Consider the following 17,180-nt stretch of genomic DNA (forward strand, 5'->3'; position numbering starts at 1 on the left):
AAAACCAATCATGTACGTCGAGACGGTGGCTTGGTTGGAAAAAGTAGAATAAGATGAATGTATCATGCCTTCGATTGACTCAATCGAGGGCTTTTTTTGCAAACAGCCGAAAGGGAAAGACGTGGATGTAGCCGAAGTGAAGAAGACGATGAAGGGACCGAGTTATTTAAAAGCAGTTGAGCATTATGTGTTTCAAAAAAAGGAGGGATTGAATGAAGCAATATACGATTCGAACTCGTAACGTCCCGCTTTCCCTGCATGATGCGGTCATCACAGAAGCGACTGTGACGGGTTCGACAATCCGTCTCGTCTTTATGGATGGGATCCGTGACTTGTTCAAAAAGGAAGCGGTATGGACGGGTCGTGCCACCGTGACCATCTCGAACGTGGACTGGGATACTTCGTCGCTCGTCCGTTTTGGTGAATCCACTTATTCGGTGTGTCCAATCGAACAATTGAGCCAGTTCGTTCAAATGGGGCGCTTCGAAATCGTCGATGAACTGTACGGATATCGGCAACTGTTGTTCCGCTGCATGTGGTTGACGGATACGACGTGTGAAGCAGTGGAGCTGAGTCTATCTCATGTAAGTGAGCTCGTCATTCGATGGGAAGACGAGCCGGTCGAAGCGATGTATCAATCTGAATCATTTTGAGGAAAGTGTGAGACCGACGCGATCGGCGACCGCTTGCGCAACATCCTGTTTTGATCGATGGTCCGTTATAATTTTTTCTGCACGGATGTCAGATTCGAATGCGGACTGGCAGCGATCAATCTGCGCTTTCCCCCAAGAGTTGAACCATTCGAAACGTTTATTCAATCGTTTCACGAGCGTCTGTCGATTCGCTTCAAGGATGAGGTGACGTACGTCGATCCCGTCCCGCTGAAGTCGACCTATGATTTCATCTACATACGTTGCGTCCACCAGTGTCATGGGAACGATGATGACCCCATCGAAGGACGTGGCAATCTTCGACAGCATTCGATAGTTGAACTCCCTCCATTCCGGATGGTGCTGAAAATCGGGCTGTTGAAGACTTTTCGGCAATTGGTCCCGAATGAAAAAGCCGACCTGCTCCGGGTCATAGAGAAACGCGTTTGGCAACTTTTTCTCAAGTATCTTGGCACAGGTTGTCTTGCCAGAACCGAATGCGCCGTTAATCCACAAAATCATTGTCATCATCCTTTCGTGTTTATATTCTCTATGACTACAATGGAGTCCTACAAAAAATACCCCATAGTAGCGGAATTCGAATTCCATCTACTATGGGGTGTTGTCATGCTGTCTTAGGATTAGGTGATTCTGTTTCTCGTAACGCATCGACTCGTTTGTATTCTTCGGTATCGGTCCACAGCTCGTCTTTCAACGGGTTGAGACGTCGTTTCACAATACGTGATACCTGCATGACCGCGAGCACGACGTTGAGGGCGAGACTGATGAGTGCGAGCGTCCAGTTTGCTGCGGGATTATACGAGACGCTCACGTTGAACGTACTACCGACCGCAAAGAAGTAAGGGAAGGTCATGACCCACATCATCCAAATCGAGAGCGTTTGGGCACGGTTTTGCATCCATGTTCCTTTCGCCCAAAGGAGGGCAGGAATGGTTGCGGCAATGTTCAACGCAAATCCGGAATAAAATGCGTTACCCGGTGCACACGAATAGACGTAGGAAATGTTCCAAATCCCATATGCGATGATCCACAATTTCGTTTGGTCCGGCCAAATCATATCGACTCGCTTACCGGACGTCGCAAAGATCCCGAACCAGCCACAAATCGTGAGAATGTTCAAAATTCCGGCGAAGGCGTTGACGTAGTTCCACCCACCGGAGATGTAAGTCATGCCGTCGACGACCCCATCAAATCCCATGAAGCCGACTTGAAACTCCCGTATGACGGCCTCCATGATATTGATGGCAAGAATGGCAGGGACGAGTACTAAATACCAAGGATGTTTCTTATGGTAGTTCGTGAAGCGGATGACCATATAGATCAGCGCGCCGGCGAGTGCCGAATACACCTTCACCCAATGGAACCATGACGTGATTTCCGAATCGACAACAAACAACCAGATTGGGGTCAACGCAATCGGTAACGCCATGAACATAAGTTGACTGGCCCGTTTACCGCAACGGACGAACTCGTTCAACCCCATCAACAGCCCAAGAACGACGAACCACATGACGACGTTATACCAAGGAATTGACTCGAAGAAAAACATAACATGACACTCCTTTCGAAAATGAGATGATCAGAAATAAATGCAGTAACTAAACATACCGAACGTTCGTTATGTTTATGTGAAAAGTGTAACAAAGTGTTGTAAACGCTGTCAATAGAAGGCGTGAGCTCACATGGAAGTGTCGAAAGTTCGCCACATCATTATGGTATAATGAGCGATGAAAACAGAGGAGGGTGCGAGATGATGATGAACGAAGGAAAGTTAAAAATTTTACAAGCCGCGCGTGAAATCATCGTCGAACAGGGCATCAAAGGCACGACGCTCCGAGGGATTGCGGAGCGGGCCGGATTCAGTACGGGTGCGATTTATCATTACTACACGTCTAAAGAAGCGATTCTATATGACGTGATGGACGAGGGACTTGGAGAAGTCAAACGCATTGAGACCGTTTCCCATGACGATCAAAAAGAAGCGGCGGTGATCATCCAGGAAATCTATGAAGGTATGCAGGAGCGCCTTCAAAAAGATGCGGAGAGCCGACTTCAATTTTATCTCGCCCACGAAGCGATGATTGGCAATGAGGAGATCGAACAAAAATTCAAAGAGAAATATGAAGACTGGATCACACGGATTGAAGCTATCTTTGTACGGGCTTATGGAGTCGAGCAAGGGCCGATGACCCGGGCGGTCGCCACATGGACGATGGCCGGGATTGACGGGATGGTCCTCCAGACGCTACTTCGCACGGGAACGATTGAACCGGAATACACGAATCGTGTGCTTCATTACTTATTGACCGAAGGATTCCCGCACTTTTTTCAACTCATTCGCTCGAAAGAAACGGATTATGAGTAATGTCAGTTGATACAATCCGACGGACATAATAGAATAGATGAGTGATTTTGTTGGACTGTATGGATGAAAGGAACTGATTTTACGATGAAAGAAAACTTTTGGCGCGATCTTCCGCGTCCATTCTTTATACTTGCCCCGATGGAAGATGTGACTGATGTCGTTTTCCGCCACGTCGTCGCCCATGCGGGACGCCCGGACGTCTTCTTCACAGAATTCGCAAATTCGGATAGCTATTGCCATCCGGAAGGGAAAGGCAGCCTCCGTGGCCGTTTGACGTTCACCGAGGACGAGCAGCCGATGGTCGCCCACATCTGGGGAGACAATCCGGAATACTTCCGTCAAATGAGTATCGGGATGGCCGAGATGGGCTATAAAGGACTCGATATCAATATGGGTTGCCCGGTACCGAACGTCGCGAAACGTGGAAAGGGGAGCGGACTCATTCTCCGTCCTGAAGTTGCGGCTGAGCTCATTCAAGCAGCAAAAGCCGGCGGCATCCCGGTCAGCGTCAAAACGCGTCTCGGTTTCGCGAAGCTCGATGAGTGGCGTGACTGGTTGACACATCTCTTGAAACAAGACATCGCGAACTTGTCCATTCACTTGCGCACGCGAAACGAGATGAGTAAAGTCGACGCGCACTGGGAGATGATCCCGGACATCGTCAAATTGCGTGACGAGATTGCACCGGATACGCTCATCACGATCAACGGGGACATCCTCGACCGTCAAATGGGACTCGAACTCGTTGAGAAATACGGGGTCGATGGAGTCATGATCGGTCGTGGGATCTTCAAGAACCCGTTCGCGTTTGAGAAAGAGCCACGTGAGCACTCGATGGAAGAACATCTTGATCTATTGCGTCTGCAACTGGACCTTCAGGATAAATTCCAAGAAGACGTGCCGCGTTCGATTTCGAATTTGCACCGTTTCTTCAAGATTTATGTCAAAGGATTCCGTGGGGCGAGCGAGCTACGCCATAACTTGATGGAAACGAAATCGACGGATGAGGTACGAGCGTTACTCGATGCCTTTGTCGAGAAATATCATGAAGAAGAGGCAGCGCTGGCTGCTGAATAAGCTTACTGGATACGAGGCGTACTCGTATCTTTTTTTGCAGGAAAAGTCATTTACGGGACGAATGAGAACAAGAGAGATAAAAAGGAGGGAGAACGGATGCTACACGTTCAAGGACGACATTTGGTCAATACGACAGGAGACGTTGTTCGGTTGCGTGGTTTCACGTTGACGGCCTTATATTGGGAGCCGACACAAGTGGTCACGGAACTGTATCCGACGGATGAGCCATATCGTGTCATGCGAGAAGTGGGAGCGAATGTTGTTCGTCTCACGTTCCACGCTCGCTTGATCGAACGTGAACCGTTTGTAGAGGAAACAGCCGGTCTCGAATGGTTAGATCGACAACTTGATTTCGCTCAAACAAACGGATTGTACGTCATTCTTTGCCTCATTTTGCCGCCGGGAGCGGACTGGATGGACGATCGTCCTGAACCAGATTATTCTCTTTGGAGCGATCTGTCGAAACAGGAACGATTTCGTTGGATTTGGCGGACTTTACTGACACGTTATAAAGGAACGACACGTGACGAGGCGATTGCAGCGTTCGACTTGTTCAATGCTCCTGCTACGATTGATGGGACTGGAGAGGCATATCGTCAATTACTACAGACGACTGTAGACGAATTATATGCTCTCGACTCGCGCCGTATTTTCATTGTCGCGCCATGTTATGGTACGAATGGTATGAAACACGACGACCTATCGAGAGAGTGGATTTTGTTAGATAATCCGAATGTGATGTATGACCTTCACTTTTACGATCCTTTTTCGTATACCCACCAGTATGCGGAGTGGGTTGGTGTTCATGAAGAGGGTGGCGTTTATCCGAATCGCTCTCTGTTGGAGTCTACACTGGAAGGCGATATGCCACGCGATCAATCCTATCTTGCCCGACAGCTCGAACCACTTCTTCATTTACGAGTGATGCATGAGGTCCCGATTTTCATCAGCGAGTTCGGTTTGATTCATCATTGTTTTGAAGATGGACGAGGCGGTTTGGCTTACGTGAATGATTTCATCACATTATTAAATGAAGAGGGCATCGGTTTTACCTATTGGGACTTTCAGTCGACAGTCATGGGACTGTTTCGTTCAGATGCCCGATTATCGCTTATGCAATCGGATCTTCAACCTGATCTTGCCCTTACATTATTTAAAACATAATCCTGTCTGCGATGGATGCAGACAGGATTTTATTGATTTATAGACCAAAATAGGATATTTTTGATATATCGGATGACGATATAACGAAACACGATATAAAGGAGTAGGATACGTGACACAACAGTCGAGTACAGGCGCATTAACCGAGGCGGTTTATTATATATTGTTGTCTCTTCAAGTCCCGAGACATGGGTATGGGATGATGCAATTCGTTCAAGAATTAAGCGATGGGCGGGTTCAACTCGCCCCAGGTACGTTATACGGCGCCCTCAGTAGTCTAGTAGAGCGTGGATGGATTCAGGCGCTCGAAGGTACGGGGCGGAAGAAAGAGTATGAGATCACGGAAGCGGGTCGAAAGGCACTTCGATCGGAATTAAATCGGCTAGAAGAACTGGTGCGACACGGTCATGAATGGACGAAGGAGTTGGACACATGAAGACGAAAACGATCTATCGCATCTTTGTTGATTATGAGAAGGAAGAGAAATGGCTCAACGAGATGGCTCAAAGCGGATGGGCACTCGAATCCTTTCGTTTGATGCGATATGTGTTCAAACAAGTCGAACCCGGGACGTACACGTATCGAATCGAACTATTGTCTAACTTACCTTCGCATCCCGAGTCGAAGGCGTATATGGCATTCCTGGATGAAGTGGGCATCGAAGTGGTCGACACGTCGTATCGGTGGATTTTCTTGCGAAAACGAACGAGTGACGGACCGTTCCAACTATATTCGGATTTTGATTCGATGATTCAACGAGAAAAACGAATCATCCAACTGTATGGCGCAGTGGGGCTCGCCAACTTTGTTGTGGTGATAGCGAATCTTTCCAATCCATATGCGCAGTGGACCGTCCTATTGAACATAGCTGTCGTCGCGATGTTGGCTTATGCGGTACAGCATCATACTCGGAAAGTCAGGACACTAAAAGGTCTCAAAGCGATTGGAGAGATGAAGTCGTCAGATTGAGCGCATGGTTAGGAGGAGCAAGATGGATTCACCAGAATGGAAAGACTGTATCATTTGTTTCGGATTGATTGCGGGAACGACACTCGGTGTGATTCTCTCGTTCTTCTTCGATATCGAGCTGGTATATGGGATTGCGAGCGGGGCGATGATTGGCTACATTGGCGGACTTGCCGTATCGATTTGGAAGAAGTGATGAATCAGGGTAACATTCCTCGTCTCGATGACGAGGTTTTTTTGATAGATTGTGACGGATGATATGAGATTGGGATCTATAGGTATAGAGGGGTTATTACGAAGGGGGTAACTGGATGGATGACCAGGTCATCATCGATTGGTACTGGGAACGATCGGAGTATGCGATTATCGCGACGAAGAAGAAATACGGAAGCTATTGTCACCGTGTTTCTTACAATATTCTACAAAATCGCGAAGATACAGAAGAGTGTTTGAACGACTTATATATGAAAGCGTGGGAGTCGATCCCGCCGACACGCCCCCTTCGACTCGGAGCGTATTTGACGAAGATCGTGCGAAATCTCGCACTACAGCGTTATAAGAAGAATCATGCGAAAAAACGTGGCGGTGGGGAAGTCCCGCTCGTCTATGAAGAGCTAGAACACGTCCTCACGGAATCAATGAAAGACGAGGACCTCATTGACCTGTTGAATGCATTTCTAGCAGACCTGCCACGACTGACAAGGGTGATGTTCATGCAACGTTATTTCTATTTACACTCGATTCAAGAAATCGCAACGACACACGAGCTCGGGGAGAGCCATGTCAAAATGACCTTGAAGCGCACGCGGGATGCGTTACAGCGAGCGCTTGAAGCAGAAGGAGTTCGTGTATGAAAAATGACCAGATCCTTCGACTACTCGGTGAAGTCGATGACCGGTATATAGAGGAATCGATGATGATAGAGCGAAAACCTTATCAACGACTAAAATGGGGAGGGGGACTTCTTGTTGCGATCGCTGCGGGGTTCATGCTCTTCACATCGAATGTCTGGAACGAACGCATCCCATTATCTACGGATTCCACTGCGAATTCCGTTCACATTGTCGACCAATCAAAAGTGACATCAGATATTTCCGAGGAAAATATGATGGACATGACCGAGGATGAACTCTTTTCGAAATGGAATCCGGTCGTGGTCAGAGGAACGGTCACGGACATTCGACATATCGAGATTGATTTCAATGGGGAGACCGAATATCAGTCACTTATCACGATACACGTATCTAATGTGTATCGAGGGGATGTGCAAATCGGGCGAGATTTGATTGTTCGTGCTGATGCCATCAAGGAAACCGGACAGACAACAGATGCATCTGTTATCTCGCACGTGAAACAGGGCATGGAAGGAATTTTCATGCCGATTCCATATGATGACGAGTTTGTCTGGGAACAAAATGATGCCACGCTCCGATTGAAAGACATTGCCGATTACGGTTTTCCGGATGGGGAGCGTTATCTATTTTTAGATACTCCGAACGGACTCTTGTTCGAGCGGGATGCTTACCCGTCCTTACAAGGTGTGGACTCACTCGATGAAGTAGAGGACTGGATGATGACGCGATTTTCAGAATAATGGAGAACTCAAATCGATAAGGGGGAAATGGATATGGAACGAAAAATTACCGTAAAAGGGACGGGGAACGTCTCATCTCGACCGGATTTGATTGTGATTCACATGGATCTCGTCTCGAAAGCGCCACGGTACGAAGATACGATGACCGAGGCGGCAAGTGCGGTGTCACATCTTCAAAAAGCCATCACGCGCGCAGGGTTTGACAAGACGGACCTCAAAACGAGTGACTTTTCGATTGATACGGAATACGAGAGCTATCGTGATCGAGATGAGAATTATCGGTCGCGTTTTGTCGGATACGTCTGTAAGCAGAAGACGAAGCTCGAATTTGCGCTAGATACGTCTAAACTATCGGACGTCATCGAACAAATCAGTCAATCTCGAGCAAATCCGAAACTCTCCATTCGCTTCACGATGAAAGACCCGAATGCGATCGAGGATCAGCTATTGGTGAGTGCCGCGGAAAATGCGAAGAAACGAGCAGAGCTTCTTGCGAAAGGAGCAGGCGCTGAACTCGGAGACTTGCTTCAAATTGACTACACATGGGGAGAGATTCATCTGTTCTCGCCTACAAACGTCCTCTATAGTCAGGACGTCGTCTATTCGGAATCACGAATGCCTGAACTTGAGCCAGATGACATTGATGTCAGTGATTCGGCCACATTCGTTTGGAATCTCAAATGAGGCGACTGACTTTCTTGATTCTCGTTTCACTCTCCATTGCGCTGCCCGTATCCGCTCTCTCTTGGGCATATACGTTTGTCGTGTTCGACCGAAACGCATATGAAGTGCTCGACACAACAATCGAGGAGGATGCACTCGGTGACGTGATCGGTGAAGTGGAGACAGCGGTCAATGATGAGACGGGACGTTACTACGGGAATGCTTCGAACGGATATCCGATTGGGACGGTGTATCGTGAAGTCGTCGGGGAGTCTGTGGAAGACGTCATTGCGGTCGAGGACGGTTCGGAGTGGAAGCGAGCGGAGTACCGGTTCGAAGCACCGTATCATTCACGTGATTTTATCACCTTCTTCGGCTATTTGCTGCTCGGGATGGGCATCATCATGATAAGTTGGTCGTTCTTCAAGCGAAGTTCGCTGTACCAAAAAGAAGCATGAACGAACGTGGAAATGGGAACGGGAATAAAGAAAGGTTCGGTAAAGGGGGATTTATCATGAACATCTTGATTATTTTTGACTCACTATATGGTCATACTGAAAAGATTGCTCATGCGATGCAGCAAGAGCTATCGAAAGACCATGAGGCACGTATGGAACACGTATTGAATATTGGATTAGGCGACTTGGCACATGTCGACCTGGTCATCATCGGCTCACCGACACATGGGGGATACGAAACGGAAGACATTAAAGTATTTTTGGACGGAATTTCGGACAATGCGTTACGAGGGAAACGGACGGCTGCCTTTGACACGAGTGTCGTCAAAGAGAAACAGAATCCGATACTTGGTAAAATCATTGATTGGTTCGGTCATGCCGTCAATCGAGTCGAAGGGGAAATGATTGAAAAAGGGGCGACGGATGTCCAGAAAGAGTCGTTCCTCGTCGATGGGACGACGGAGATGTTGAAGGAAGGCGAACTCGAACGCGCGAAAGCGTGGGCGCGGGAGTTGGTCAAATAATACACGGAACGCATTCTGAGAACAGAGTGCGTTTTTTTCTTGAAGCGGACGAGAAGAAATGAAAAACGGGTAAATATATAGTATTCAACTCTTCAGAGAGGAAGCTGGTTGTGATGAAAAAAATGGAACGAGATGTATTCATCGGTTGGATTGTCGTCGTTCTTGTCCTCTTGATGCATTTTCTGATCACCGTATCTCTCGGCAACTCGTACTTTGCTGAAGGTTCGCTGAATCGAATGTTGTGGCTCTCGAGTTTTCCTGCATTCTTGATTGCGTTCGTCGCAGCCTTCTTTCAAAAAACGAACACGGTCTTCCTAGCGGTTCGTCGTGGGCTATTGTGGACCATCGAGTTGATGGTTGCCTTCACCATTCTCGCTTGGGTGTTCCGTTCTTTCGAAGGACTGTATGCGAATGCGGGACTCTATTGGTTATTCGGTGCAGTCTTAATTGGACCAATCTTTTATATGATGGCGTTCCGGCGTCAACATTCGAAACGAATCCGCACCCCTTGACTGAAACGCTTCCTCACAAAGGAGGCGTTTTTAGATTGCCTCAGGTTGGGAAAGGATAGAGAGAAGAGATTGGAGGAGAGTGCGATGAGCCATTATTTTTCATCATCTTATGAAGAGTCGCGAGAGAAGTTCATGAACTTACTATCTGAAGTGAAACGATTTTATCCGAAAGCGGAGCTGTTGACACACTCAATCGGGGACGAGAGTATCGACGTTATTTTAGGGGAGCCGAAACGAGAGCGGAAAGCGATGATTCTCATGACGATTGGGGAACATGGGATTGAAGGGTATGCGGGTGCTGCGGTGACCCATCAATTCGTTCAGACACAACTCGCGCATGTCCGTCATGAGACGACGGGGATTTGTCTTATTCATGCAGTCAATCCATGGGGGATGAAACACTTTCGACGGGTCAATGAACACAATGTCGATTTGAACCGAAATTACGTCATTGATCGTGAGTCGGTTCCGTATAACGTGAACCGTGAATATGAGCTGATGCGCCATCTCTTCGTACCAGACGGAGTAATTGACGACTATCATGAGGCGCGTGAACAGATCTATTCATTTCTCGGCTCTGGCATTAAGCTTGATGGCTTCAAAGCAATGAGTGGTGCAAAAGGGATGGGGCAATATCAATTCCCGAAAGGGGTGTATTACGGGGGAGATGAAGACGAACCGTCTGCCATCTTTTTGAAGGGGATTCAACATGATTTACTTGAACGCTATGGAAAAGTCGTCCATCTCGATTGGCATACCGCACTCGGACCGACAAACGAGGTGACGATGGTCATCAGCAAACGGGACGGTCGCACGGAAGATGAGTTAAAACAAGCGTACGGTCTCGACAACGTCAACGTGTATGACCCGGACGAGGTACTCGGAGATTCGACGAATCATTTTTACTACGTGCGCGATACGGAATACCCGGACAAGGGGCTCGTTTCTGCCTTATTTGAATTCGGTACGTTTGGGACGTCGACAAAAGCATCCATCCGTGAATTTTTAACGATTATTTTAGAGAACCGGCTGTACTTTGAAGGAACAAAGGACCCTGAGGCACGTAACGGGATTCAAAACGAATTCATGGCGATGTTCTATCCGGAAAACGCGGATTGGCGAGAAGCTGTTTTACGAGAAGGAGCGAAAGCCGTTGAAGGTTATTTAAGAGGTGAAGCGCTCTGGCGCGACACATAAGAGGGTTTCTCGAAGTCGGAATAGGGAACAATAAGGTTGTGAGTGTTTTCGCTAAATAATGACTGTGGAGGTTGGATGATGGGATACATTACAGCACATGACGGTACAAATCTATACGTAGAGGATGTCGGGTCTGGGGAACCGATCGTCTTCTTGCACGGCTGGCCGGCAAACAACAATATGTTCGAGTATCAGAAGAATGCGCTTGTCGAAGCGGGATATCGCTACATCGGGATCGACTTTAGAGGATACGGGAAATCTGATGCCCCGGCGACAGGTTATGACTATGAGACGATGGCGTCTGATGTGCATATGGTCGTCTACGGACTTGGCTTAAAAGATTTCACGCTCGTCGGTTTTTCGATGGGTGGGGCGATTGCAGTTCGTTACGCAGCCGACTATAAAGAGGACGGTCTGAAAAAGTTAGTGTTAGCGGGAGCTGCGGCACCAATCTTCACACAGCGTGCAGATTATCCATATGGAATGACAACGGACGAAGTCGACGCGTTGATTGACGATACACGGGCCGACCGACCGAAGATGCTCGAAGGGTTCGGAGACATCTTCTTCGAGAAAGACCATTCGAAACCGATGCAAAACTGGTTCCATCATCTCGCACTCGTCGCGTCGAGCCATGGGACGATTGCCTCGGCACAAGCGTTACGCGACGAAGATTTACGCGATGCCCTGCCGAAGATTGATGTCGAGACGTTGATTATTCACGGAGTGCACGACAAAATTTGTCCTTTTGAGTTTGCCGAACAGATGGAGCAAGGCATCCCGAATGCGCGAATCGAGCGCTTTGAAGAGAGCGGACACGGTACGGTGCTAGATGAACGAGAGAAATTTAACGATACGTTGTTGCAGTTTGTTCAATAATCGATGGCCTCCGAATCGGGGGCCTTTTGTATGTCGATATGGATAAGAACCAACGAAAACGGGTATAAATCAATTGGAGTTCCCTTCCATTTTTTGAATGACTGAAACATCGCTGTGACTAGAATCACGATGTTTTTTTGTGTTGTTTTGGAGAAAGGGGGATGAAACCAGATTCGAACATGGATTTAGTTCAACCTGTCCTACCATTCATGGTACAATAGCGGGGTGGATTAACAGATTGAGGAGAGATTTAAATGAACATCGCTTTCTTTTTATATCCGAAAGAAGACGTCAAATATTTGGACCCCGAATCAACGGTACGACAAGCACTTGAAAAGATGAAGCATCATCGATTCACGTCTGTGCCACTCGTTTCAGAGAACGGATTTTACGCCGGGACGATGACAGAGGGGGATTTACTCTGGGCACTCGCAGAACAGCTTCGCGGGGAAGAAGACTATGAAAAAGTGCTCCGGACACGTCTAAAAGACATTAAGCAACGCGTTCGCTATAAGCCGGTTTCGATTACGGCACAAATCGAAGAACTTGTCGATGCGATCACGGACCAAAACTTCGTGCCGGTCGTCGATGACGGCAAATACTTCATCGGCATCATCCGACGCCGTGACATCATCGAGTATTACTCGACAAAGTTGAAACAACTGGAGAATGAAGTCCGATAAGTAACAAGCCAGAACCGACTCCCGGTTCTGGCTTGTTTTATGTTTCTTTCCGCTTCGTTTTCAAAAATAGGAGTAGGGCAAACCTCAATCAAGTGGTGGAAAATGGGGTAACACATATTCTCCTAATTCATCGATGACGTCTTCTGCCGGACGTTCTCCGTCGAAGAGGGCGAAGAAGAGATGATTCACGCCGATGGCACGATACGCTTCAAGCAACTTGATCAAGTGATTGCGACCGATTCGGAAACCGAGACGAATCGGCGTCGGTGGCTCGTCTGGGTCATGCGTCAAGTCAAGATGCATCGGCATCGAGAAGGGACGGAAGGCACGACCGTGCGCTTCACCGCTTGCGCGCCAAGCGTCGAGCACTTGTTGTTGCGCGAAAGGCGCTTGCGGGTAATACATCCACCCGTCTCCATTCGCTCCGAGCCAGTCCATGTCTTGTTGGGCGAATCCAGTGATCATCGTCGGGATCCGTTTCTTCGGACGCGGAACAAGCGTTGCCTGTTCGACCTCCCCATAAGGCGAGTCAATGGTTGGGTAGTTGTTATAGAGCGCCTGTTCCATGACGCGAAGCGATTCTTTGAACTGATCGCCGCGTGTCGGGTGATCGACTCCGAGTCCTTTGAAGTCGGCCCGACGGTCGCCTGACGAAATCCCGAGAATCAACCGTTCGGGGAACAACGCTTCGATCGTCGCGACTTCCTTCGCCGAACGAAGGGGATGACGGAGTGGCAAGACGAGCGCGGACGTACCGAGCGCAATGTTTTTCGTTTGACCGAGTAAATGTGTCCCGTAGATCAGCATGTCATAAATCTGACCGACAGCCGGGTCTAAGAAGTTCGGGTCTTTGAGTAAGACATCACGTAACCATAGCGCTGTGAAGCCATTGTCGTCTGCCTTTTGAGAAAGCTCGACTTGACGTTCGAGTGTCGGAGTACGCATTTTGAAGTTTTCTAAAGGGATGTGGAGGCCGAGCGTGAGCTCGCCCTCCCGATACATCCGGTTGTAGCTTTTATGATTGTTGAACATAAGTTCCTCCTTAGTTGGCTTCCATACGACGTGAGATGGCTGTCAAGATGACTGCGATGATGACCATGATTCCACCGACCCAAGGTGTGTGGACGAGTCCAATTGAATCAGCGACGAGTCCACCGATTGTCGCACCAAGGGCAATCCCGATGTTGAAGGCCGCGATGTTGAGTGCGGATGCGACATCGACAGCAGCCGGTACATATTTTTCAGCCAATTGCACGATATACAGTTGAAGTCCAGGCACGTTCATGAAGGCGAGAAGTCCCATCAAGACGATGGCGATCAGACCTGCCACTTTGAACGGAATCATGAACGACATGAGAATCATGACGGCTGCGTGAACGATGAACATATAGAACAATGCTTTCGCCGGGTTTTCGTTGGCGAGTTTTCCGCCGACCGCGTTCCCGATGGCGACCGCGATTCCGTAAACGAGTAAGACGACGCTGATCAAGCTCGGGCTAATTTTTGTCACGTCTTGCATGATTGGTGTCAAGTACGTGAAGGCAACGAACGTTCCGCCGTAACCGAGTGCTGTGATCAAGAATCCGAGCATGAGACGACCGTTCGTGAGCAATTTCTTCATATCAGAGAACTTCGCTGGTGGTGATTGTTTCAAATCTTTCGGGATCAAGAAGAAGCTAGCGATGATTGAAACGACACCGAGTGCTGCGACGGCGAAGAATGTGGCACGCCATCCGAACGCTTGACCGATGAAGGTACCGAGTGGGACCCCTGTGACGGTCGCGACGGTTAAACCTGTGAACATGAGTGCGATGGCACTCGCTTTTTTATGCGGTGGTACAAGCTGTACGGCAATCGTTGCGCCGATTGAGAAGAAGACACCATGCGAGAATGCGGTGATAAATCGGGCGACAATCAACAGTTCAAAGCTGGTCGACATGGCCGAGACCAAGTTTCCGCCGATAAAGACGACCATGAGTGCCATGAGTAACGTCTTACGGTTCATCCGGTTCGTCAGTGCCGTCAAAATCGGTGCACCGACGGCGACGCCGATCGCGTATCCCGAGATAATGAGACCCGCGAGTGTGATGCCGATGTTTAAATCATTTGCGATAGATGCGAGCAGTCCGACTGGGACGAATTCGGTCGTCCCGATGCCGAAAGCACTGATGGCGAGGGCGAGTAACGCCAATCCTCCATTTTTAGGTGCCTGTTCTTCAACGGGTTGTGAATAAGGTTGGTTCATGAGTAGTTCCTCCTAGTTGATAAAAAATAATGTGGAAGACGAGGGCCCTTCGTCTCCGGATAGCAAAGACATTTCACTTTTCTCTATTGTTCAGTACGGTCGAAAAAGTACCTTACCGTCTCAAGAGGATGTTACAAGCGAAATGAACTTGTATAGATTTGCTACAGTTGCTATCATAAGGGCATGAAAATAGTTTGAGAAGTACGTACTTTAAAGTGCGGTAGGCACCAAAAAGTGCCTATGGGAGAAACGGAGGAAATGATATGCCATATAATATTCCGGTCGAAGCGACACTTGACGTCATCGGCGGTAAATGGAAAGTCGTCATCATGTGTCATTTGATCAAAGGAGAGCGTCGGACGAGTGAGTTGCGTAAGCTCATGCCGAACATCACGCAAAAAATGCTCACGCAACAGTTGCGCGAGCTCGAGGCGGACGGTGTCATCATCCGCACGGTGTATGAACAAGTCCCACCGAAAGTCGTCTATTCCCTGTCTGACTACGGCTGGTCGCTCCAACCGATTTTGGATGCGATGTGTGCCTGGGGAGAAGGGCATATCGAACAGACCGGGGAAGACGTCATTTCATAACCATCACGGTCGTCCAATACGGACGACCGTTTTTCGTAGTGACAAGTCGGGTACAGGGACAGAGACAAGGAGGGAATTAGGATGGACGTGAAAACTTTTTTGTTTACAGATGACGGCTCCATTCCCAACCATCCAGATTATCCGGCGCTCCTCTATCGTGGCGTCTTTGATGACCCGAGCGGGATGCGAGAGACGTTTGCCCATAATGAATGGACGAACAGTTGGGTGAACGGGGTGTTCGACTATCATCACTATCACAGCAACACGCATGAAGTATTGGGCATATTACAAGGTGAAGCGACGCTTCAACTCGGAGGGACGAACGGTGACCTCGTCCGCGTCCGCCTAGGTGATGTCCTCGTCTTACCGGCGGGAACGGGACATCGTCGCATCGAGGCGAGCGAAGATTTTCAAGTGGTCGGGGCATACCCGGACGGTCGTGACTATGACACGTTGACAGGAAAGACGGAAGAACGACCGGACAACGTAAAGCGAATCGAACAAGTCGAAAAACCGAAGTTTGATCCCGTCTTCGGGACGACGGGTCCACTACATGAAGCATGGACAAAGGAGGAAACGTTATGAATCAACGACTACCACATTCTTTATTACTTGCAGCTTTGAAGCAAAACGTCGTCAAATTGAAAGACGGACGCGAGATGCGCGCACTCGGACAAGGTACATGGCGCATGGGGGAAGACAAATCGAAGCATGATGCCGAGGTTGAAGCGCTTCGGACAGGAATCGACTGCGGACTCCATGTCATCGACACGGCGGAAATGTATGGGGAAGGGGAGTCTGAGAAGTTGGTAGGGGAAGCAATCCAAGACCGACGCGAAGATATCTTTCTCGTCTCGAAAGTGTATCCATACAATGCGTATGGCGATAAACTCGTCAGCGCATGTGATGCGTCGCTCGAACGACTCGGGACGGACTACCTGGATCTTTACTTACTCCATTGGCGAGGCGATGCCCCGCTCGAGGAGACGATTCAAGGGATGGAACAGCTCAAAGCGGACGGAAAGATTCGGGCATGGGGGGTCTCGAACTTCGATGTGGACGACATGGAAGAATTGCTGTCGCTCCCGAATGGGGACAACTGTGCGGTCAACCAAGTGCTCTATCATCTCGGCAGTCGAGGCATTGAATATGACCTGCTTCCTTATCTAGAAGAACAAGGCATTCCCGTCATGGCGTACGCGCCGCTCGCCGAGGGAAGTGACGTGAAAAAAGACGTCTTCGAAAACGAGACGGTCAATCGAATCGCAGAGGCGTATAGTGCCTCCGTCGCACAAATCTTGCTTGCCTGGACGATTCGGAGCGGACACGTCATCGCCATCCCGAAAGCTGGGCAGGCCGAGCATGTCGAAGAGAATGCGGCGGCGCTCTTGCTCGACATGAGTGAGGAAGATTTCGCGGCGCTCGATGAGGCGTTCCCTCCACCGACGACGAAACAACCGCTAGATGTCATTTGATGATGTGAACTGGGCCAAACAAAGGTCCAGTTTTTCTTTTGTGGAAATCGATTGTCCTTTACAGGTTGCGGGTAAATATAGGAAGGACTTGCTTGTTTAGATGACATCGATACGACA

General features: G+C 48.8%; 24 protein-coding genes. 20 read left to right on the top strand and 4 right to left on the bottom strand.

Annotated elements, in window-relative coordinates; translation table 11 throughout:
- The first annotated feature begins 64 nt into the window (after positions 1-64).
- Both KD909_RS03780 and KD909_RS03785 read left to right on the top strand, forming a co-directional pair.
- Positions 65-241 (top strand): hypothetical protein, encoded by a 177-nt coding sequence (locus KD909_RS03780; RefSeq protein ID WP_211782446.1) that lies wholly within the window; start codon positions 65-67, stop codon positions 239-241.
- Positions 213-653, top strand: a complete 441-nt coding sequence (locus KD909_RS03785; protein ID WP_012727031.1) for a hypothetical protein — start codon at positions 213-215, stop codon at positions 651-653. The genes KD909_RS03780 and KD909_RS03785 overlap by 29 nt, the downstream gene beginning before the upstream one ends.
- Here the strand turns inward: KD909_RS03785 and KD909_RS03790 are convergent.
- Positions 645-1,172 (bottom strand): AAA family ATPase, encoded by a 528-nt coding sequence (locus KD909_RS03790; RefSeq protein ID WP_012727030.1) that lies wholly within the window; start codon positions 1,170-1,172, stop codon positions 645-647. The genes KD909_RS03785 and KD909_RS03790 overlap by 9 nt on opposite strands.
- Before the next feature lie 103 nt (positions 1,173-1,275).
- Positions 1,276-2,220, bottom strand: coding sequence for a DUF5692 family protein (locus tag KD909_RS03795; protein ID WP_211782447.1), 945 nt, complete (start codon positions 2,218-2,220; stop codon positions 1,276-1,278).
- 201 nt (positions 2,221-2,421) lie between these two features.
- On the opposite strand from KD909_RS03795, the gene KD909_RS03800 reads away from it, so the two are divergent.
- The 15 genes from KD909_RS03800 (at position 2,422) to KD909_RS03870 (ending at position 12,753) form a co-directional block, all read left to right on the top strand.
- Complete coding sequence (locus KD909_RS03800; protein WP_047795019.1) at positions 2,422-3,036, top strand: TetR/AcrR family transcriptional regulator; 615 nt, start codon at positions 2,422-2,424, stop codon at positions 3,034-3,036.
- 84 nt (positions 3,037-3,120) lie between these two features.
- Entirely contained in the window at positions 3,121-4,113 is a 993-nt protein-coding gene (locus tag KD909_RS03805; RefSeq protein ID WP_012727027.1) for a tRNA dihydrouridine synthase, read from the top strand.
- Positions 4,114-4,209: 96 nt separating this feature from the next.
- Positions 4,210-5,277: a glycoside hydrolase family 5 protein gene (locus KD909_RS03810; RefSeq protein ID WP_211782448.1), complete on the top strand. Its 1,068-nt coding sequence runs from the start codon at positions 4,210-4,212 to the stop codon at positions 5,275-5,277.
- A gap of 112 nt (positions 5,278-5,389) precedes the next feature.
- The gene (locus KD909_RS03815; protein ID WP_012727025.1) at positions 5,390-5,713 is read left to right on the top strand and encodes a PadR family transcriptional regulator; all 324 of its coding nucleotides are present in this window, start codon (positions 5,390-5,392) and stop codon (positions 5,711-5,713) included.
- A complete protein-coding gene (locus KD909_RS03820) occupies positions 5,710-6,246 on the top strand; it encodes a DUF2812 domain-containing protein (protein WP_168169856.1) in 537 nt (178 codons plus the stop codon). The genes KD909_RS03815 and KD909_RS03820 overlap by 4 nt, the downstream gene beginning before the upstream one ends.
- A gap of 22 nt (positions 6,247-6,268) precedes the next feature.
- Positions 6,269-6,439, top strand: a complete 171-nt coding sequence (locus tag KD909_RS03825) for a hypothetical protein (protein WP_211782449.1) — start codon at positions 6,269-6,271, stop codon at positions 6,437-6,439.
- A 115-nt stretch (positions 6,440-6,554) separates the two neighbouring features.
- Positions 6,555-7,097, top strand: a complete 543-nt coding sequence (locus tag KD909_RS03830) for an RNA polymerase sigma factor (RefSeq protein ID WP_012727022.1) — start codon at positions 6,555-6,557, stop codon at positions 7,095-7,097.
- Positions 7,094-7,837, top strand: coding sequence for a hypothetical protein (locus tag KD909_RS03835; protein WP_012727021.1), 744 nt, complete (start codon positions 7,094-7,096; stop codon positions 7,835-7,837). The genes KD909_RS03830 and KD909_RS03835 overlap by 4 nt, the downstream gene beginning before the upstream one ends.
- A 33-nt stretch (positions 7,838-7,870) precedes the next feature.
- A complete protein-coding gene (locus tag KD909_RS03840; protein WP_012727020.1) occupies positions 7,871-8,521 on the top strand; it encodes an SIMPL domain-containing protein in 651 nt (216 codons plus the stop codon).
- The gene (locus tag KD909_RS03845; protein ID WP_012727019.1) at positions 8,518-8,958 is read left to right on the top strand and encodes a hypothetical protein; all 441 of its coding nucleotides are present in this window, start codon (positions 8,518-8,520) and stop codon (positions 8,956-8,958) included. Before KD909_RS03840 ends, KD909_RS03845 begins: the two co-directional genes overlap by 4 nt.
- A 56-nt stretch (positions 8,959-9,014) precedes the next feature.
- Positions 9,015-9,482: a flavodoxin family protein gene (locus KD909_RS03850; protein WP_211782450.1), complete on the top strand. Its 468-nt coding sequence runs from the start codon at positions 9,015-9,017 to the stop codon at positions 9,480-9,482.
- Between the two features lie 113 nt (positions 9,483-9,595).
- On the top strand, positions 9,596-9,994 hold the full coding sequence (locus tag KD909_RS03855; protein ID WP_211782451.1) for a hypothetical protein: 399 nt from the start codon (positions 9,596-9,598) through the stop codon (positions 9,992-9,994).
- Between the two features lie 84 nt (positions 9,995-10,078).
- Positions 10,079-11,191 carry a M14 family metallopeptidase gene (locus KD909_RS03860; RefSeq protein WP_211782452.1) on the top strand — a complete coding sequence of 371 codons (1,113 nt, stop codon included), beginning with the start codon at positions 10,079-10,081 and terminating at the stop codon, positions 11,189-11,191.
- A gap of 75 nt (positions 11,192-11,266) precedes the next feature.
- The gene (locus KD909_RS03865) at positions 11,267-12,070 is read left to right on the top strand and encodes an alpha/beta fold hydrolase (protein WP_211782453.1); all 804 of its coding nucleotides are present in this window, start codon (positions 11,267-11,269) and stop codon (positions 12,068-12,070) included.
- Between the two features lie 254 nt (positions 12,071-12,324).
- On the top strand, positions 12,325-12,753 hold the full coding sequence (locus KD909_RS03870; protein ID WP_012727014.1) for a CBS domain-containing protein: 429 nt from the start codon (positions 12,325-12,327) through the stop codon (positions 12,751-12,753).
- An 84-nt stretch (positions 12,754-12,837) separates the two neighbouring features.
- Here the strand turns inward: KD909_RS03870 and KD909_RS03875 are convergent, their stop codons facing one another.
- On the bottom strand, positions 12,838-13,785 hold the full coding sequence (locus tag KD909_RS03875; protein WP_211782454.1) for a TIGR03571 family LLM class oxidoreductase: 948 nt from the start codon (positions 13,783-13,785) through the stop codon (positions 12,838-12,840).
- A gap of 10 nt (positions 13,786-13,795) precedes the next feature.
- Positions 13,796-14,998 (bottom strand): MFS transporter, encoded by a 1,203-nt coding sequence (locus KD909_RS03880; protein WP_211782455.1) that lies wholly within the window; start codon positions 14,996-14,998, stop codon positions 13,796-13,798.
- Positions 14,999-15,261: 263 nt separating this feature from the next.
- Between KD909_RS03880 and KD909_RS03885 the strand changes: the two genes are divergently transcribed.
- The 3 genes from KD909_RS03885 to KD909_RS03895 all read left to right on the top strand — a co-directional run bounded on the left by KD909_RS03885 (position 15,262) and on the right by KD909_RS03895 (position 17,063).
- On the top strand, positions 15,262-15,588 hold the full coding sequence (locus KD909_RS03885) for a winged helix-turn-helix transcriptional regulator (protein ID WP_211782456.1): 327 nt from the start codon (positions 15,262-15,264) through the stop codon (positions 15,586-15,588).
- An 81-nt stretch (positions 15,589-15,669) separates the two neighbouring features.
- Positions 15,670-16,173: a cupin domain-containing protein gene (locus KD909_RS03890; RefSeq protein WP_074036164.1), complete on the top strand. Its 504-nt coding sequence runs from the start codon at positions 15,670-15,672 to the stop codon at positions 16,171-16,173.
- Positions 16,170-17,063: an aldo/keto reductase gene (locus tag KD909_RS03895; RefSeq protein ID WP_305826684.1), complete on the top strand. Its 894-nt coding sequence runs from the start codon at positions 16,170-16,172 to the stop codon at positions 17,061-17,063. The genes KD909_RS03890 and KD909_RS03895 overlap by 4 nt, the downstream gene beginning before the upstream one ends.
- The last annotated feature ends 117 nt before the right edge of the window (positions 17,064-17,180 follow it).

It is taken from the genome of Exiguobacterium sp. PFWT01 (assembly GCF_018255795.1).
Classification (GTDB): domain Bacteria; phylum Bacillota; class Bacilli; order Exiguobacteriales; family Exiguobacteriaceae; genus Exiguobacterium.

Coding starts and splice junctions, on each gene's coding strand:
- KD909_RS03860 (WP_211782452.1), top strand. CDS start 10,079: ATGAGCCATTATTTTTCATCATCTTATGAAGAGTCGCGAGAGAAGTTC.
- KD909_RS03805 (WP_012727027.1), top strand. CDS start 3,121: ATGAAAGAAAACTTTTGGCGCGATCTTCCGCGTCCATTCTTTATACTT.
- KD909_RS03865 (WP_211782453.1), top strand. CDS start 11,267: ATGATGGGATACATTACAGCACATGACGGTACAAATCTATACGTAGAG.
- KD909_RS03820 (WP_168169856.1), top strand. CDS start 5,710: ATGAAGACGAAAACGATCTATCGCATCTTTGTTGATTATGAGAAGGAA.
- KD909_RS03880 (WP_211782455.1), bottom strand. CDS start 14,998: ATGAACCAACCTTATTCACAACCCGTTGAAGAACAGGCACCTAAAAAT.
- KD909_RS03855 (WP_211782451.1), top strand. CDS start 9,596: ATGAAAAAAATGGAACGAGATGTATTCATCGGTTGGATTGTCGTCGTT.
- KD909_RS03890 (WP_074036164.1), top strand. CDS start 15,670: ATGGACGTGAAAACTTTTTTGTTTACAGATGACGGCTCCATTCCCAAC.
- KD909_RS03875 (WP_211782454.1), bottom strand. CDS start 13,785: ATGTTCAACAATCATAAAAGCTACAACCGGATGTATCGGGAGGGCGAG.
- KD909_RS03790 (WP_012727030.1), bottom strand. CDS start 1,172: ATGATTTTGTGGATTAACGGCGCATTCGGTTCTGGCAAGACAACCTGT.
- KD909_RS03870 (WP_012727014.1), top strand. CDS start 12,325: ATGAACATCGCTTTCTTTTTATATCCGAAAGAAGACGTCAAATATTTG.
- KD909_RS03795 (WP_211782447.1), bottom strand. CDS start 2,220: ATGTTTTTCTTCGAGTCAATTCCTTGGTATAACGTCGTCATGTGGTTC.
- KD909_RS03850 (WP_211782450.1), top strand. CDS start 9,015: ATGAACATCTTGATTATTTTTGACTCACTATATGGTCATACTGAAAAG.
- KD909_RS03800 (WP_047795019.1), top strand. CDS start 2,422: ATGATGATGAACGAAGGAAAGTTAAAAATTTTACAAGCCGCGCGTGAA.
- KD909_RS03785 (WP_012727031.1), top strand. CDS start 213: ATGAAGCAATATACGATTCGAACTCGTAACGTCCCGCTTTCCCTGCAT.
- KD909_RS03895 (WP_305826684.1), top strand. CDS start 16,170: ATGAATCAACGACTACCACATTCTTTATTACTTGCAGCTTTGAAGCAA.
- KD909_RS03825 (WP_211782449.1), top strand. CDS start 6,269: ATGGATTCACCAGAATGGAAAGACTGTATCATTTGTTTCGGATTGATT.
- KD909_RS03835 (WP_012727021.1), top strand. CDS start 7,094: ATGAAAAATGACCAGATCCTTCGACTACTCGGTGAAGTCGATGACCGG.
- KD909_RS03780 (WP_211782446.1), top strand. CDS start 65: ATGCCTTCGATTGACTCAATCGAGGGCTTTTTTTGCAAACAGCCGAAA.
- KD909_RS03830 (WP_012727022.1), top strand. CDS start 6,555: ATGGATGACCAGGTCATCATCGATTGGTACTGGGAACGATCGGAGTAT.
- KD909_RS03840 (WP_012727020.1), top strand. CDS start 7,871: ATGGAACGAAAAATTACCGTAAAAGGGACGGGGAACGTCTCATCTCGA.
- KD909_RS03885 (WP_211782456.1), top strand. CDS start 15,262: ATGCCATATAATATTCCGGTCGAAGCGACACTTGACGTCATCGGCGGT.
- KD909_RS03810 (WP_211782448.1), top strand. CDS start 4,210: ATGCTACACGTTCAAGGACGACATTTGGTCAATACGACAGGAGACGTT.
- KD909_RS03845 (WP_012727019.1), top strand. CDS start 8,518: ATGAGGCGACTGACTTTCTTGATTCTCGTTTCACTCTCCATTGCGCTG.